Annotated in this window: 13 protein-coding genes; 11 read left to right on the forward strand and 2 right to left on the reverse strand. The window is 32.8% G+C overall.

Annotation, left to right across the window (positions count from 1 at the left end):
- Nucleotides 1–2: 2 nt before the first annotated feature.
- The 3 genes from lipB (at nucleotide 3) to LNP22_RS09490 (ending at nucleotide 2360) form a co-directional block, all read left to right on the forward strand.
- Complete coding sequence (gene lipB / locus LNP22_RS09480; protein WP_229976321.1) at nucleotides 3–701, forward strand: lipoyl(octanoyl) transferase LipB; 699 nt, start codon at nucleotides 3–5, stop codon at nucleotides 699–701.
- A gap of 5 nt (nucleotides 702–706) precedes the next feature.
- Nucleotides 707–1528, forward strand: coding sequence for a helix-turn-helix domain-containing protein (locus LNP22_RS09485; protein ID WP_229976322.1), 822 nt, complete (start codon nucleotides 707–709; stop codon nucleotides 1526–1528).
- 241 nt (nucleotides 1529–1769) lie between these two features.
- Nucleotides 1770–2360, forward strand: a complete 591-nt coding sequence (locus LNP22_RS09490; RefSeq protein WP_229976323.1) for an NAD(P)H-dependent oxidoreductase — start codon at nucleotides 1770–1772, stop codon at nucleotides 2358–2360.
- On the opposite strand, the gene rnhB is transcribed toward LNP22_RS09490, so the two are convergent.
- On the reverse strand, nucleotides 2357–3016 hold the full coding sequence (rnhB, locus tag LNP22_RS09495; protein WP_229976324.1) for a ribonuclease HII: 660 nt from the start codon (nucleotides 3014–3016) through the stop codon (nucleotides 2357–2359). The genes LNP22_RS09490 and rnhB overlap by 4 nt on opposite strands.
- Nucleotides 3017–3388: 372 nt before the next feature.
- On the opposite strand from rnhB, the gene LNP22_RS09500 reads away from it, so the two are divergent.
- The 7 genes from LNP22_RS09500 to LNP22_RS09530 all read left to right on the forward strand — a co-directional run bounded on the left by LNP22_RS09500 (nucleotide 3389) and on the right by LNP22_RS09530 (nucleotide 13791).
- Complete coding sequence (locus LNP22_RS09500; RefSeq protein WP_229976325.1) at nucleotides 3389–6502, forward strand: SusC/RagA family TonB-linked outer membrane protein; 3114 nt, start codon at nucleotides 3389–3391, stop codon at nucleotides 6500–6502.
- A gap of 9 nt (nucleotides 6503–6511) precedes the next feature.
- Nucleotides 6512–8098, forward strand: a complete 1587-nt coding sequence (locus LNP22_RS09505; protein ID WP_229976326.1) for a RagB/SusD family nutrient uptake outer membrane protein — start codon at nucleotides 6512–6514, stop codon at nucleotides 8096–8098.
- Between the two features lie 159 nt (nucleotides 8099–8257).
- Nucleotides 8258–10225 carry a putative porin gene (locus LNP22_RS09510; protein WP_229976327.1) on the forward strand — a complete coding sequence of 656 codons (1968 nt, stop codon included), beginning with the start codon at nucleotides 8258–8260 and terminating at the stop codon, nucleotides 10223–10225.
- 33 nt (nucleotides 10226–10258) lie between these two features.
- The gene (locus LNP22_RS09515) at nucleotides 10259–11620 is read left to right on the forward strand and encodes a pyridoxal-phosphate dependent enzyme (protein WP_210666888.1); all 1362 of its coding nucleotides are present in this window, start codon (nucleotides 10259–10261) and stop codon (nucleotides 11618–11620) included.
- A 79-nt stretch (nucleotides 11621–11699) separates the two neighbouring features.
- Nucleotides 11700–12182, forward strand: coding sequence for a 3'-5' exonuclease (locus LNP22_RS09520; protein WP_229976328.1), 483 nt, complete (start codon nucleotides 11700–11702; stop codon nucleotides 12180–12182).
- 56 nt (nucleotides 12183–12238) lie between these two features.
- The gene (locus LNP22_RS09525; RefSeq protein ID WP_229976329.1) at nucleotides 12239–13513 is read left to right on the forward strand and encodes a DUF2851 family protein; all 1275 of its coding nucleotides are present in this window, start codon (nucleotides 12239–12241) and stop codon (nucleotides 13511–13513) included.
- A gap of 50 nt (nucleotides 13514–13563) precedes the next feature.
- Nucleotides 13564–13791: a PspC domain-containing protein gene (locus tag LNP22_RS09530; protein WP_229976330.1), complete on the forward strand. Its 228-nt coding sequence runs from the start codon at nucleotides 13564–13566 to the stop codon at nucleotides 13789–13791.
- A 47-nt stretch (nucleotides 13792–13838) separates the two neighbouring features.
- Here the strand turns inward: LNP22_RS09530 and LNP22_RS09535 are convergent, their stop codons facing one another.
- The gene (locus LNP22_RS09535; protein ID WP_210666885.1) at nucleotides 13839–15308 is read right to left on the reverse strand and encodes an APC family permease; all 1470 of its coding nucleotides are present in this window, start codon (nucleotides 15306–15308) and stop codon (nucleotides 13839–13841) included.
- Nucleotides 15309–15582: 274 nt separating this feature from the next.
- Here LNP22_RS09535 and LNP22_RS09540 point away from each other — a divergent pair, with 274 nt between their 5' ends.
- Nucleotides 15583–16470: a ComEA family DNA-binding protein gene (locus tag LNP22_RS09540; RefSeq protein WP_229976331.1), complete on the forward strand. Its 888-nt coding sequence runs from the start codon at nucleotides 15583–15585 to the stop codon at nucleotides 16468–16470.
- Nucleotides 16471–16472 lie beyond the last annotated feature (2 nt).

Below are 16472 nucleotides of genomic sequence, written 5' to 3' on the forward strand. Positions count from 1 at the left end.
AAATGAATAAAAAAATTCAACTTCAAGACTTAGGCCAAAAAGATTATAAAGTTACTTGGGAATATCAGGAAGAACTTTTTAAAAACATAGTCGATTTAAAAATAAGAAACAGAAGAGAAGAACTCGATTTACCAACCCCAAATCACCTACTATTGGTCGAGCATCCTCATGTATATACTTTAGGGAAAAGTGGCGATTTAGAAAATTTATTATTAAACGAAAAGCAACTTGAAGCCAAAGGTGCATCCTTCTATAAAATCAATCGTGGTGGCGATATTACCTATCATGGTCCTGGTCAGATTGTGGGGTATCCGATTCTAGACCTAGAAAATTTCTTTACAGATATTCATAAATATTTACGTTTTCTCGAAGAATCTATTATCCTTACACTAGCAGAATACGGCCTTGATTGTGGGCGCAGTGATGGTGAAACGGGTGTTTGGTTAGGTGTAGGAACCCCTTTTGCCAGAAAGATTTGTGCGCTTGGTGTGCGAGCTTCGCGTTGGGTAACCATGCACGGATTTGCACTAAATGTGAATGTAGATTTAGGGTATTTTGATAATATCATTCCGTGTGGTATACGCGGTAAAGCGGTGACTTCTTTACAAGTAGAATTAGGTGTAGAAAGAGTAGATGAAGAGGAAGTAAAAGTTAAGATTGTTAAGCATTTGACCAATTTGTTTGAAGCAGAATTTGTTTAAAAAGTATGCTAAGCGAGGCAGAAAATAACAATTATAGAATGGCTGTTCCCTCAGAATTTGGAGCTGTTTTTTCGCATTTTTATTATGCCGAAAATAAAACGCTTTCTTCAATAACAAAAACATTATTGCCAAGTTTCCAGACGATTTTGGTATTTAGTTTTGGAACAAAAGTAGTGATACAATCGCAACAAAAGACAATTCTCGAAATCGAGAAATGTATGGTTTTAGGACCCATAAAGCAGGCATTTGATTATACTTTGCCACCGGATTCTCAAATTTTGGTAGTCAATTTTAAAGAAGATGCTTTTTATAGATTTTTTGGTAATGCGCTTTTAACACATTCATTGCCCATTCATCCTGATGCGCTAATTCCCGAAAATTGCTTCACCATTTTATGGGGAGAACTCAAAAAAATATCTGAAACAAAGGATAGGGTATATTTTTTATTAGACTTTTGCAAACCTTATTTACGAGATCAAAATCGGTTAACACAACTTTTGACGAATTTTAAGGACGATGCTTTAGATCCTATTAAAGCAATTGCGGCTTCAACTCAGCAGAGTGAGAGGAATATTCAGCTTCATCAAAAGAAGTTTTTTGGCTACAGTATTAAAGAGCTTAATCGGTATGAACGCTTTTTGAAAGCAACGGAACAAATTCAAAAAAATATCATAAACGGTTCTAAAACAGATTGGTTGGCTATTGTCAATCAGTGTGGTTTTTATGATCAAAGTCAGCTCATTCATGATTTTAAATATTACATGAATATTTCTCCAACGAAGTTTTTAAAATTTCAAAAGGATATTTGTGTTGCTAAAGGTTTCTAATATCCCGAATTTTGTAATTTATAGTTTTTACCCGCTTTATCGAATGATTAGAGGTTTTGTATTCAAGGAATTTAAATGTTTAACTCCATTTAGTTGTCAGGATCTTCGTAAGATATACTTAACAAAAATGATTCCATTAGATTTTTACTATTTTTTATGAAAGGCATTTTCGTTTTCTTACAATTTTGCCTAAATGATGTGATATACATTTGTTATGTTGAATCTTTAAAAAATAGAAAACATGAAAAATTTAGTTATTTACGCACACCCAAATTCAAATAGTTTAAATCATTTATTCAAACAAATTGTTGTTGAAAATTTGCAGGAATTAGGACAAGAAGTGATCGTTAGAGATTTATATGAGATCAATTTTGATCCTATTCTATGTTTAGCCGATATGAATGGTCAGCGAATAGGGCAGGTGAGCAATGATGTAAAGATCGAGCAGGATTTTATAAGTTGGGCAGATCAGATTATTTTTATTTACCCAATTTGGTGGACAGGAATGCCGGCCATTATGAAAGGATATATTGACCGTGTCATGAGTTACGGCTTTGCTTATCGATACGATCAAGGGGTTCAAAAAGGTTTGTTAGCTGGCAAACAAACCATCATTATTAATTCGCACGGCAAATCAAAGGCAGAATATGAAACCTTAGAAATGGATAAAGCTTTGATTCTAACTTCGGATATTGGAATTTTTAAGTACTGTGGCTTACAGATCAATCAACATTTTTATTTTGATAGAGCAGACAGACCTTCTCAAGAGAGTATTTCGGATTGGGAGGAAAAAATTAAATTTCTCTTCAAAAAAGAAAATGTAGAAAATTAAAAATCTAACTTTAATTGTTCTGGTAAAAGTCTAAAACTCATTCGATGGTATTTGGTTGTGCCATATAGCCGAATGGCTTCGCGATGTTCTTTTGTTGGATAGCCTTTGTTTTTTTTCCAATTGTACATCGGGAATTCTTCATGTATTTTATTCATATATTCATCGCGATAGGTTTTGGCCAAGACAGAAGCCGCAGCAATGCTAAGGAATTTAGCATCTCCTTTTATTATGCTTTGGTTAGGGATAGATTTTAATAATTCTATTTCAGCCGCAGAAAATTGTTTCCCAAAGGTGTTTTTAAGGCCTAATTTTGCATTTAAAGATCGGTTGCCGTCTACAATAATAAATTCAGGAATTTGGTTTAGCTTTAAAATGCATTCTTGCATCCCTTTCATCGAAGCGTTGAGAATGTTTATTTCATCAATTTCCTCAGGATGTAAATGGGTAACAGCATAACAAATAGCATTCTCTTCTATAATAGGTTTTAAAAGTTCTCTTGTTTTCTCAGAAAGTTGTTTGCTGTCATTGAGTATTGTATTTTCAAAATCTTGAGTCAAAATTATGGCAGCTGCAGTCACAGGTCCAGCAAGGCAGCCACGACCTGCTTCGTCAGTACCGCTTTCTAAAAGGTATCCCGAAAATTTTTTTTGTAGCACTTTTTTTGTTTTTACAGACAAAGATTGTAAAATTTTCTAATTTTTTTATTTTGTTTTTATTAAAGTTTAAGAATTATCATAAAAATAAAATAGATGTAGTTTTTTTATCTTCTTAGTAATTAGAAGGTTATTTTTTATGAAGTTCATTATTATTTTTATTAAATGTTAAAAAAGAGTGATTAAGAAAAATAAAATAAATGAGTATTTGTCTTTTTTAACAAGTAAAACTACTTTAAAATGAAAAATAACACCATCTTTCTATTAATATGCTAAAAGAATCCATTTAAGTTTATTAAAAATTAAGTTAAAAATGTTTGTTAATTTAAGAAATAATTAAGATGTTTGTGGAATACTAATTCAAAATAACTTAAAATGAAATTAAAATTACAATGGATTTTTACGCTGCTGGTAGCGTTGTCTATGCAGTTTTCTTTTGCTCAAGAACGAACTATTTCAGGGTTTGTTTCTGATGGCACAGGAGTTGTTCCAGGTGTTAACGTTGTGGTAAAAGGAACAAAGGTCAGTACTTATACAGACTTTGATGGTAGTTACTCAATAAAAGCAAAAACAGGAGATGTTTTGGTTTTTACTTATGTTGGTATGAGTGACAAACAAATGACTGTTGGTACTTCGAACACTGTTAGTCTTACTATGGAATCTGCAGCCCAAATTATGAACGAGGTTGTGGTTGTAGGTTATGGTGTACAAAAGAGAAAAGAGGTTACAGGGTCGATTTCTAAAATTTCAGGAAAAGATATCTCTAATTTAGTAACTCCGAGTTTTGAGGGTGTTTTGGCAGGAAGAGCTACTGGGGTACAAGTATTAACGAATACAGGTCTTCTTGGAGCTGCTCCAAGAATTAGAATTAGAGGTATTGGATCTATTTCTGGTAGTACTGAGCCATTAATTGTTGTAGATGGTATTCCTATTTATTCAGGTGATGTAGGTGGTGTGTCAGCTACAAATGGTTTGGCAGATATCAATCCAGAGGATATTGAGTCTTTTGATGTTTTAAAAGATGGTGCTGCGACAGCTATTTATGGTTCTAGAGCTGCAAATGGTGTAATCTTAATTACTACTAAAAGTGGAAAAAGAGGAACTTTAAAAGTGAGTTATTCAAGTGTTTTTGGTGTAGCTAGTGCTGCTAAAAAATATGATCTTTTAGAGACTCCTGATTTCTTGACTATTTCTAATGAGAAAAGAACTAACAGAAATCAAGCAGCATGGGCTGTTGGAAATACATTTAATACAGATTGGCAAGATGCTGTTTTGAGAAATGCTTCTCAAACTACTCATAATCTTAATTTTAGTGGTGGTTCTGAGAAAACAAAATATTATTTATCTTTAGGTATTTCTGATTTTGATGGGATCAACTTAGCAAATAGTATGAAAAAATATTCTATTAGAGCTAATATTGATCAAGATATCAATAAATGGTTGAGTATTGGTACGAATATCAATGTTAATAGAACAGAGTATGATGGATTGAATAGTAATGCAAGTGGTTTATCAGGTAATATTTTTAACACGATTAGACAATTGCCGAATACACCAATTTATGATCCAGCTGATCCAACAGGTTATAACCTTTCACCAAATAATGCAAACGTTGGTCAATGGGATAATTTAGCTCCAGTAGGAGATAATATTACAAATATTATTTATGCTCTTGATAATAATAAATACAAATCAACGACAACAAGAATCATTGCAAGTGCCTTTGCAAATGCAAAAATTACTTCTGACTTGAGTTATAAATTACAAGTAAGTGCCGATAATGCTATGACAGATGGTTTCCAATATTGGAATCCTGTACATGGAGATGGTCGTGGTTCAAACGGAATTTTATATCAAGAGAATAGAAATCTTTTAAGATGGAACTGGCAAAATATCTTGAATTACAAGCATACTTTTGCTGAAGATCATAATATTGGTTTAACAGGAGTTGCTGAATATCAAAAATCAAGAGATAAATTGTTATGGGGTCAGGGAAGTGATATTATTAGTGATTTCTTCGATCAGAATCTTGTTACTAATAGTTATAATACTAAAGACACAGGTGGTGGAATTACTGAAAAAGGTATTATTTCTTATTTAGGTCGTTTTACATATAATTTCAGAGAGAAATATTTTATTCAAGGATCTCTTAGACGTGACGGAATTTCACAATTTGAATCAGATGTTAGATACTATAATTTTCCTGGAGTTTCTGCAGGTTGGACAGTTTCTAAAGAAAGCTTTATGCAAGGAATCAGTAATACTGTTTCTGATCTGAAATTCAGAGCTTCTTATTCGGAGGTTGGTAATGTTGATGTATTAAATCAAGCATCTTATCCTTCAAAAGACCTTACAATTGGTTCTCCTTACGGCCCTTCAAATGGTATTGGTTATTTTCAATTTGGAAATCCTTTATTGCAATGGGAAACGTCTACTAAAGTGGATCTTGGTGTAGATTTAGGATTGTTCAACAACCGTTTAACTGTTGCTTTTGATTATTTTCAAAATGATATTGATGACTTAGTTTTGGCTGCGCCAACTCCTCCATCTATTGGTATTCCTAACAATACAATCAACCAAAACGTTGGTAAAATGTACAACAAGGGGTATGAGTTTGCTGTAAGTTTTAAAGCGATCAATACTCCAAACTTTACATGGGATCTGTCTTCTAACTTGACACTTACTAAAAACGAAGTTACTGCTTTGTATCAAGGACAGCCTATCGTAGGAGGTTCTTCTACAGACACCAATATTGCCCCTAATATCATTATACAACAAGGAGAGTCAATTAACTCTTTATACGGATTCGAATATTGGGGAACTAACCCTGCAAACGGTAACCCGGTTTATTATAAAGCGAATGGTAGTTTAGTACAAGGTAATCTTAATACACAAACTTACTTTACATTCGATCCAAATAATCCTGCGGCTGCTATGAATACTGCAAGTGCCTCTTCTTTAGTGACTGCTGACAAGAAAATATTAGGAAATACTTTGCCAACTTATTTTGGTTCTGTATCATCTAATATGAAATACAAAAGTCTTGATTTTGGTTTCATGTTTAGATTTAGTGGAGGAAATAAAATTTTCAACGCTACTAGAAGAGAGTTAATGAATCAAAACTTTAATAACAATGGAACAGAGATTTTAGGAAGATGGCAAAGTGTTGACAATCCTGGAGATGGATGGACACCAAGATTGTATGCAAGTACTAATACATTTACAAATCTTACTGGAAGTGCAAGTACTCGTTTTGTTGAGAAAGGTGATTTCATCTCACTTGATAACATAAGTATAGGTTATACATTGCCTAAAATGTTGATGGATAAAATTGGAGTAGATAACTTTAGAATTTTTGCTCAAGGACAAAATATCTGGTTGATTTCTGACTATAAAGGTATAAATCCTGAAATGGAAACGTCTGGAGTAGATATTAATGGAACACCACGTGCTAAAGTGATATCAATTGGATTAAATGTAAGTTTATAAAAAGAACATATGAAAAATATAATAAAAACAATTCTACTTTCTGTAGTTGTACTCGGGATGAGTTCATGTACAGAAGAAAAAATATTGGATTTAAAACCAGTAAACAATATTCTAAGTCCGGATGCTTTTACAACTCCTACGTTGATTGCTACATACATGAATGGTGTTTATAATGCTGCAGCGATTGGACAATACAATGCAGCGCCGAATAGTCCAAATGGTGGTAGAGGTTACGTTTGGGGAGCTGCCTTTGTACAACAAGGGGAGACTAGAGGAGAAGATGTTGTTAATATGGCTACTTTTTATGAGTTGACATATACTGCAACTTATGATCCAACAACAGCTAATAATGTTTATTATTGGGTTGATGGTTACAGATTGATCAACAGATGTAATATTATGATTGAGGGAACGACAGATGCTGTTGCTAAAGGAGTTATTACTAAAGCTGTTGGTGATAATTATATCGGACAAGCCAAGTTTTTAAGAGCAATTACGCATTTAGAATTGCTTACTTATTTTGCTAGGCCATATAATTTTACAGCTGGTGCTACTCATCCTGGAATTCCTTACAGAGAAGTTGGTGTTAATACAAGTGCAGAAATTACATCTGAGTCACTTAAACCAAGAAACACTGTTGCTGAAGTTTATGATAAAGTTTTGGCCGATTTAAATGATGCAGAAACTTTAATAACGACAGGTAGTTCAACTACATTTTCATCAAGGCTTGTTGGAAGAGCTTCTAAGTGGGCTGCAATTGCTTTTAAAACAAGACTTTATCTTCAAAAAAGAGATTGGGCAAATGTAATTGTTGAAGGTAATAAGTTATCGGGAGCTTTCGCTTTAACAGCTGACCCTTATGCTCCGTTTCAGGGAAGTAGTGCTGTTGCAACTAGTAATTCAGAGTCTATTTTTTCTATTCAACATTCTGCTACAGCTAATCCTACTGTAAATGGAGCTTTGCCAAGTATGCTAAGAGATAGAGCTTTAGTTTGTATTAGTCCAATTCTTTGGAGAGATACAACATGGTGGTTAGCCGACGATAAAAGAAGAGAAGATGGAAAATTCATCTACACTGCTTCAGGTATAAAATATACTAATAAGTATACAGATGTTACTAACAGGACAGATGCTGCTCCGGTTATTAGATATGCTGAAGTGGTTTTGAATATGGCAGAAGCTCACGCGCGTTTGTCAAATTTATCTACTGCATTGAATTTATTGAATTCTGTAAGAAATAGATCTTTGGCTAATCCAGCGACTCAGGCTTATACAGCTGCTTCTTTCACTACAGATGCTACTATGGTGGCGGCTATACTAAAAGAAAGAAGAATCGAGTTTTTACAAGAAGGTCGTAGGTGGACAGATATTCATAGATTACAAGGAGACCCAATTGCATCTGTTGCTATAGACGGAATTCCTGCAAAATATGCTAGTGGTGCTACTCCTGCAGCGGCTGCCTTTGTATTAGGAAATAGTTTTGTTGTCACAACTCCGGTTGCGGCTATTCCAGGTACTGATTATAAGTTTTTATGGCCAATACCACAAATTGAGTTAAATACAAACCCAGGTCTAGGACAAAATCCTAACTGGTAATACAAAATAAATATTATATTATTTTTTAGAGTCCCAATTGCTTTAGCAATTGGGACTTTTTTGTACTAACATTTTGTTTTTTTTCGTTTATACGTTTTTATAATTTACCTTTGCCTCATCAATTTTATTAAAATTAATATCTATACATAAAGCTGTCAAATGAGAATTCTTTTTCTTCTATATCTATTAGCCGTTCCTACTATATTATTCTCTCAGGAAAAAAAAACTTCTAAAAATAATTTAGATATGAAAACGCAGTATTCGAGTATAACCGATACTGTTAAGAAGAAAAAAAGTTTAGTGGCAAAAATTGAGCAGTATCAGATTATCACATTAGATCATGATACTACTTATGTAGATACTTCTTTGACGATAAAAAGTGCTTACAGACAAAACTATCTGAGAAAGGATAATTTTGGATTAATGCCTTTTTCAAATGTTGGACAGACCTATACTATCTTACAATACAGTTTGACTGATTTTTCGCCGTATCCTGAAATTGGTTTCAAAGGCAAGCACTTTAATTTTCTGGAAGCCAATCAAATTAATTATTACTCGGCGGCGACACCTTTAACAGAGTTGTTTTTTAATACATCAGTAGGAAAAGGACAAAATGTAGATTCGTTTATTACCTTGAATACATCCAAAAATCTTAACTTTTCAATGGCTTACAGAGGCTTGCGTTCTGAAGGAAAGTATATCAATCAATTAGCAAGTACCGGAAATTTTAGATTTACTACCAGTTATTTTACTACCGATTTGCGTTATGTTTTGAATGCGCATTATGCGTATCAGGATATTTTGAATGAAGAAAACGGAGGAATTACGACTCCTGAAGATTTTGAAAGTGGAAATGCAGATTTTAATAATCGTCAACGATTACAAGTATATCTTACCGATGCTCAGTCTTTTCTTAAAGGAAAACGGTTGTTTTTTGACCATGCCTTTCGAGTAAATCCAAAGCAAGGAAACAATAATTTGTATGTAACGCATCAATTTAATTATGAAAATAAATTTTTTGAATACAATCAACCTACCGTACTTTCAACTGTTGATGCAAGATTGGTACAACGATTTGGAGAATCTTACGTAGCGAGTGCAATTAATGATCAGACTAAATTTGAAAAATTGTACAACAAAGCTGGACTGACTTATGAAAATTTACTTTTAGGAAAATTTAATTTTTTTATTGATGATTACAGGTCAAATTATAAGTACGACCGAATTATTATAAACGAAGATGGTACATCGGTTTCAGACAATTTGTTTCAGCAAATTAATAATGTTGGCGGGCAATACGAATATCAAAAAAACAAATGGATTGGACGTTTATTATACACCAGATCCATTACAAATCAGTCACTTTCTGACTTAGATGCTAAATTAAAGTATAATTTGACTGAAAAAATAAAATTTGATTTCAGATACAGAAATATCAACAAATTACCCAATAATAACTATAATCTCTATCAAAGTAGTTATGTTTCTTATAATTGGTCGAATAATTTTAAGAATGAAAAAATCAATACGCTTAGTGCCAATGTTTTTACGCCTTGGTTAAATGCAGAGGTGCAATATTCGGTGCTAAAGGATCATTTGTATTTTGCAGATGTTTCTACAGCGGCTGAAGATTTAGCAAAAACACAAATTATTGCGCCAGCTCAGTACGCAAATGCAATTAATTATTTGTCTGTAAAGGCGAGCAGAGAATTTAAAATGGGTCGCTTTGCATTAGATAATACAGTGTTGTATCAAAAAGTAGATCAGTCTGAATTGATTCTAAATCTGCCCGATTTAGTGACCAGAAATACACTTTATTATTCTAATTATTTCTTTAATAAAGCACTTTATTTACAAACTGGAATCATCTTTAATTATTTCACTAAATATTATGCTAACGATTATAATCCTGTTGTAGGCGAAGCTTTCGTTCAGAATAGAAAAGAAATTGGTGGTTATCCAACCTTTGATTTCTTTGTTAATGGAAGAATTCGTCAGACCAGAATTTATTTAAAAGCAGAACATTTTAATGCTATTTTTTCTCAGGATGACTATTATTCTGCTCCAAACAATCCATATCGTGATTTTACAATTCAATTTGGTTTGGTTTGGAATTTCTTCCAATAAATATTCAAAAGTTAATTTTTCAAATTCAAAAAAATGAAGTTTTCAAAAAACATATTAGAAACAATTGGTAACACACCATTAGTAAAACTCAACAAAATTGTCGAGGGAATCGATGCTTTGGTATTAGCAAAAGTGGAGACTTTTAATCCCGGAAATTCTGTAAAAGACAGAATGGCCGTAAAAATGATCGAAGATGCTGAGGCAGACGGACGTTTGCAGCCGGGCGGAACCATTATAGAAGGAACTTCTGGAAATACAGGTATGGGATTAGCACTTGTAGCGATCATAAAAGGTTATAAATTAATTTGTGTAATCTCTGACAAACAATCCAAGGAAAAAATGGATATTTTGCGCGCTGTAGGAGCAAAAGTTGTCGTTTGTCCAACCGATGTTGAGCCAACAGATCCACGTTCTTATTATTCGGTTTCAAAGCGTCTGGCTTCAGAAACTCCTAATTCGTGGTATGTAAATCAATACGATAATATGTCAAATTCTTTGGCGCATTATGAGCAAACCGGACCGGAAATTTGGGAACAAACAGATGGAAAAATTACTCATTTTGTGGTTGGAGTAGGGACAGGAGGAACGATTTCTGGAGTAGGCAGATATTTAAAAGAAAAAAATCCAAATATTAAAATCTGGGGGATCGATACTTACGGTTCTGTTTTTAAAAAATACCATGAAACCGGAATTTTTGATGAAAACGAAATTTACTCTTATATTACAGAAGGTATTGGGGAAGATATTTTGCCTAAAAATGTTGATTTTTCTCTTATTGACGGATTTACAAAAGTTACCGATAAAGACGCAGCGGTTTATACCCGAAAAATTGCGCTAGAAGAAGCTATTTTTGTAGGTAATTCTGCTGGTGCGTGTATCAAAGGATTGCATCAGTTGAAAGAACATTTTAAGCCGGAAGATGTAGTTGTTGTTTTGTTTCATGATTCTGGAAGTCGTTATGTAGGTAAAATGTTTAATGACGATTGGATGCGTGAGCGTGGTTTCTTGGACGAAAATATTACCAAAGCCGAGGATGTTATTAAAGACCATATAGACAAACAATTAATTGTTGTTCGTACAGAAGAGCTGGTTTCGCACGCGATTGAGCGCATGCGTAAATATAAAATTTCGCAAATTCCTGTTGTAGATATTAACGGTTTTGTAGGATCTGTAGATGAAACAGATTTATTCAGAAGTTATGTAGCCGACAAAAATGTAGCCGAAAAACCGATAAAAGAGGTGATGGGAAAACCTTTTCCAATTGTAAAATTGGCTACGCCTATCGAAGAAGTTTCTAAATTATTTACCAAAGAAAACGATGCCGTTTTGGTAGACTTAGAAAACGGAAATCACCATATTATTACCAAATATGATATTATTGGATCGATAAAATAAAATCATAATTTGTAACTTTAAAATCCATAAATCTGATGTATAAGTTGGGTTTGTGGATTTTTATTTTAAAGAAAAAAGAATGAATTTTACCGCCATAGATTTTGAAACCGCAACGGCTTATCATCCGTGTTCTGTTGGTATTGTTACCGTAGAAAACGGAATTATAGTTGATGAATTTGTTTCCTTAATTAAACCGCCCAATAATATTTATTCGCCATTTACGATTCAGGTTCACGGTATTTACCCGAGTCATACGGTAAACGCAAAATCATTTTTGCAGGTATATCCGGAAATCGAAAAAAGATTAAAAAATAGAATCGTAGTGGCACATAACGAAAGTTTTGATCGAAATGTTTTGAGTAAATCAATGGCACTTTATGGTTTGCATTATGAAGATTTGCATATTCCTGCACGTTGGGAATGTACCGTAAAAATATACAAGGCTAAAGGTTTAAACCCCACAAAATTGAGCGATTGCTGTCGCGAAATGAACATACAATTGAATCATCACGAGGCTTTATCAGATGCTAGGGCTTGTGCAAAATTATACATGTTGAAATAATTTTGTAGGATTAAATTTACTATATTTATGTTTTATAAACGGATATAAAACATAATATGAAAGAAGATTTTCTTCACTATCTCTGGAGATTCAAGAAGTTTGATACTTTAAATTTAAGAACTACTCAAGATGAGCAGGTAACTATTATTAAAACAGGGGACTACTTAGAACTCGCCGGACCAGACTTTTTTAATGCTCAAATAAATATTGGTAATCAGAAATGGGCTGGAAATATTGAAATTCATATAAAATCTTCCGATTGGTATTTGCATCATCATGAACGAGACACCGCTTATGAAAGCGTAATTTTACATGTTGTTTGGGAGCACGATACTGAAATTTTTAGGCAAAATAATACTGAAATTCCAGTTTTGGTTTTAAAAAATTATGTTGCTCCAGAAATTATTTCAAATTATCAGGCTTTAATTACTCCAAAATCATGGATATTTTGCGAAAAACAAATTAGTCAAATTGATGAATTTGTGTTTAAAAGTTGGTTGGAACGTTTGTTTTTTGAGCGATTAGAGCGAAAATCAAAACCTATTTATGATTTGTTGAAAGAAACAAATCAGGATTGGGAAGCCGTTTTGTTTTGCTTATTGGCTAAGAATTTCGGTCTGAATACCAATGGAAATTCCTTTTTTCAGATTGCAAAAGCCCTTCCATTTTCTATGATCCGAAAAGAAAGTTTCGAACTGGTTAATCTCGAATCATTGCTCTTTGGAGTTGCAGGTTTGTTAGATTCAGAGAAAGAAGATGTCTATTTTAAAGATTTAAAATTTAGCTATTTTTATCTAATTCACAAGTACCAATTAGAAAAAGTATATGTAGAACCAGTCCAGTTTTTTAAGCATCGTCCCGATAATTTTCCAACCATTCGCCTTTCGCAATTAGTAAATTTGTATCATAAACAGCAAAATTTATTTTCGAAAATTACAGCTTTAAAGTCTTTAAAAGAAATTTATAATGTCTTTGAAGTTTCGGCCGGATCGTACTGGCAAAATCATTTTCAGTTTGATAAACAAAGTCCTAAAAAAGCTAAATTTCTTTCAAAGTCATTTATAGATTTATTGGTTATCAATACTATTATTCCTGTTCAATTTACTTTTGCAAAAGTAATGGGCGACTCAATTTCTGAGGATTTGATCATGCTTTTGGATGAAGTGGCACCCGAAAAAAATTCAATTATAGAAAAATTTAATTCATTTGGAATAAAGTCTAAAAATGCTTTTGAAACGCAGTCATTATTACAGCTTAAAAATGAATATTGTAATAAAAGTGCGTGCTTAAAGTGTGTGGTAGGAATGGAGCTTTTAAAAAATAATAAGTAAATAAAGCATCAGATAATTTTGTATTTTTGTATTTATTACAAATTATAAAAATGTCTGCAATTCTTCGGCTTAAATTTTTTTTCGAAAAATATGGTTTTCACGTATCGTCTCGTTTGGCAGACAGGTTGGGTATGAGGGTTACCAGCGTACGACTGTTTTTTATTTATATTTCGTTTGTAACGGTAGGTTTAGGTTTTGGTGTCTACCTGACATTAGCCTTTTGGATTCGCCTTAAAGATTTGATTCGTGCAAAACGAACTTCAGTTTTTGATCTATAAAAAAACTCCAAATGTGTATTTGGAGTTTTTTATGATATCTTTAGAAACTATTCTTCAGTTTCGGTTTTATTAAGTCTTGATCTCTTTTTGCTATATCCAAAATATACAATTACACCAATTAGCAACCAACCAAGTGATAGTAATTGGGCATCTTTACTCAAATTGATCATCAGATAAGTGTTGATAGAAATGCCACAAACTGCAATTATTGGTAGTGCAGGCACTTTAAATGTACGAGTTAATTGAGGTTGTTTTACTCTTAAAATCCACACGGCAATACAAACCATTGTAAAAGCAAACAGGGTTCCAAAACTTGTCATATCTGCTAATTTGTTGATCGGCGTAAAGGCTGCCACTACGGCAATAATAAAGCCCAAGATCATTAAATTGGTTTTTGGTGTTCCTGAAATTGGATTTACTTTAGAAAAAACAGCAGGAATTAAACCGTCTTTAGACATACCAAGGAAAATTCTTGACTGTCCCATAATCATTACCATTAATACCGAAACCAAACCAATAGTTGCAGCAATAGTGATTATAAAACCGGCCCAGTTTTGTCCAGCAATATCAAAGGCGTATGCAACAGGAGCTTTTATAGCTTCAGGATATTTTCCTAGTGGGTTAAAATCTTTGTAATTCATCATTCCCGTTAGTACTAAAGAAACAAGGATATACAGTACAGTACAGATTAGTAGAGAAGCAATGATTGCAAACGGAACGTCTTTTTTAGGATTAATAGCTTCTCCAGCTTGCGTAGAAACGGCATCAAACCCTACGTAAGCAAAGAAAATAGCTGCTGCTCCTGATACAATTCCGGCTATCCCGTATGCATTGTGTGTAGTTTCTTTTTCGACAATTTGAGTAGCTTCTGGAATAAATGGATGCCAGTTTGCTGTATTAATGAAGAAAAGACCTGCAATAATTACAAATATAACGGCAGAAACTTTAAGAATCACGATCATATTATTAGCTTTCGCAGCGCTTTTTGTTCCTTTTATAAGTAATGAAATAACTAAAAGAACGATACAAAAAGCAGGTAGATTCATAGAAAAACCTTCTCCTGTATAACTAGCAGGATCAGTGGTAAGATATTCTGGGAGGTGAATGTGAAACATTTTAAGCAATTTATTAAAATATCCGGACCAGGATACTGCTACGGTCATCGATCCCATCGCATATTCTAGGATAAGGCCCCATCCGATAATCCAAGCAAAAATTTCACCAATTGTACCATAGGCGTATGCATAAGCAGAACCTTCAACAGGTAAAATCGATGCAAACTCAGAATAACAAAGAGCTGCAAATACACAGGCAATACCTGCAATAATGAAAGAAAGTGCTAATGCCGGACCTGCATGATAATATGCACCTGTACCAGTAAGAACAAAAATTCCTCCACCAATAATTGCGCCAACTCCAATGGCAGTAAGGCTCCATTTTCCTAAAACCCTTTTTAAATCACTTTTCTTCATATCGGCTTCAAAAGCAGATATTGGTTTAACTCGCATTATTGACATACTATTATAGTGGTTTATTGTTATTAAGCTCCAAATGTATCGTTTTTTGTAAAAAATAAAAACAATTATTTCGTTTTAAGTGATAAAAAGTTCAAATTTTAATGAATAAGGATAGAGAATATTCTTTAAGTACTGTAATTCATCAAATTAATTTCACTTTAATGGTGGAATAAATAATTATGATAAAGTGAATTTTTTTACTAATTTTCTTAATAAATCAATATTTTTTCTCTTAATTTATATTTTTAAATAAATTATAATAGAGTAGTTTAAGATGAATTTCAGATCGTTAGTACAGTATTTTAGGTTTACAAATCAGCAACGTACAGGAATATTTTTATTTTTGGTAGTTATCGTTTCTTTACAGTTGGTTTATTTTTTTGTTGATTTTAATGGCAAAGAAAAAATCACACCAGATGAGCAAAAATGGATGACTTTGCAACACCAGATTGATGTTTTAAAGAGTTTGAAATACAATCAAAAGCCAAAAGTATTTACTTTTAATCCTAATTTTATCTCTGATTATAAAGGATACAAACTCGGAATGTCAGTTCAGGAAATTGACAGACTATTAGCCTTTAGAAAAGAAAATAAATATGTTAATTCTGCCAAAGAGTTTCAAGAAGTGACCAAAGTTTCGGATTCTTTACTTCTTGCAATTTCTCCTTATTTTAAATTTCCTGATTGGGTAACTAAAGGAAATGCAGCAAAAAAGTTTAAAAAGGATTCAAATCAGAAGATATTTTTAAAAAAAGAAAAAATAGTAACTTTAGATATTAATCAGGCGACACAGGAAGATTTGATGAAAATTTATGGAATAGGAGAAGCATTATCTATTCGTATTTTAAAACAAAAAGAAAGTTTTGGAGGTTTTGTTTCGATGGAACAGATGAATGATATTTGGGGGCTTTCTCCCGAAGTAGTAGTTGAATTGAATCTACATTTTAAAGTTTCAGCTATTCCAAAATTTAAAAAAATAGCTATAAATGATGCTTCTTTAAAGGAATTGTCTCAGTTTCCCTATTTTAGATATGCTTTGGCAAAACAAATAGTAACGTATCGAAGTATGAACGGAAAAATCACAAATATTGAGGATTTGGTAAAAATTAAAGCTTTTCCTGTTGAAAAAGCAAAAATAATTAGTTTATATTTGGAGTTCTAAAA

The organism is Flavobacterium flavipigmentatum (assembly GCF_020911905.1).
Lineage (GTDB): Bacteria > Bacteroidota > Bacteroidia > Flavobacteriales > Flavobacteriaceae > Flavobacterium > Flavobacterium flavipigmentatum.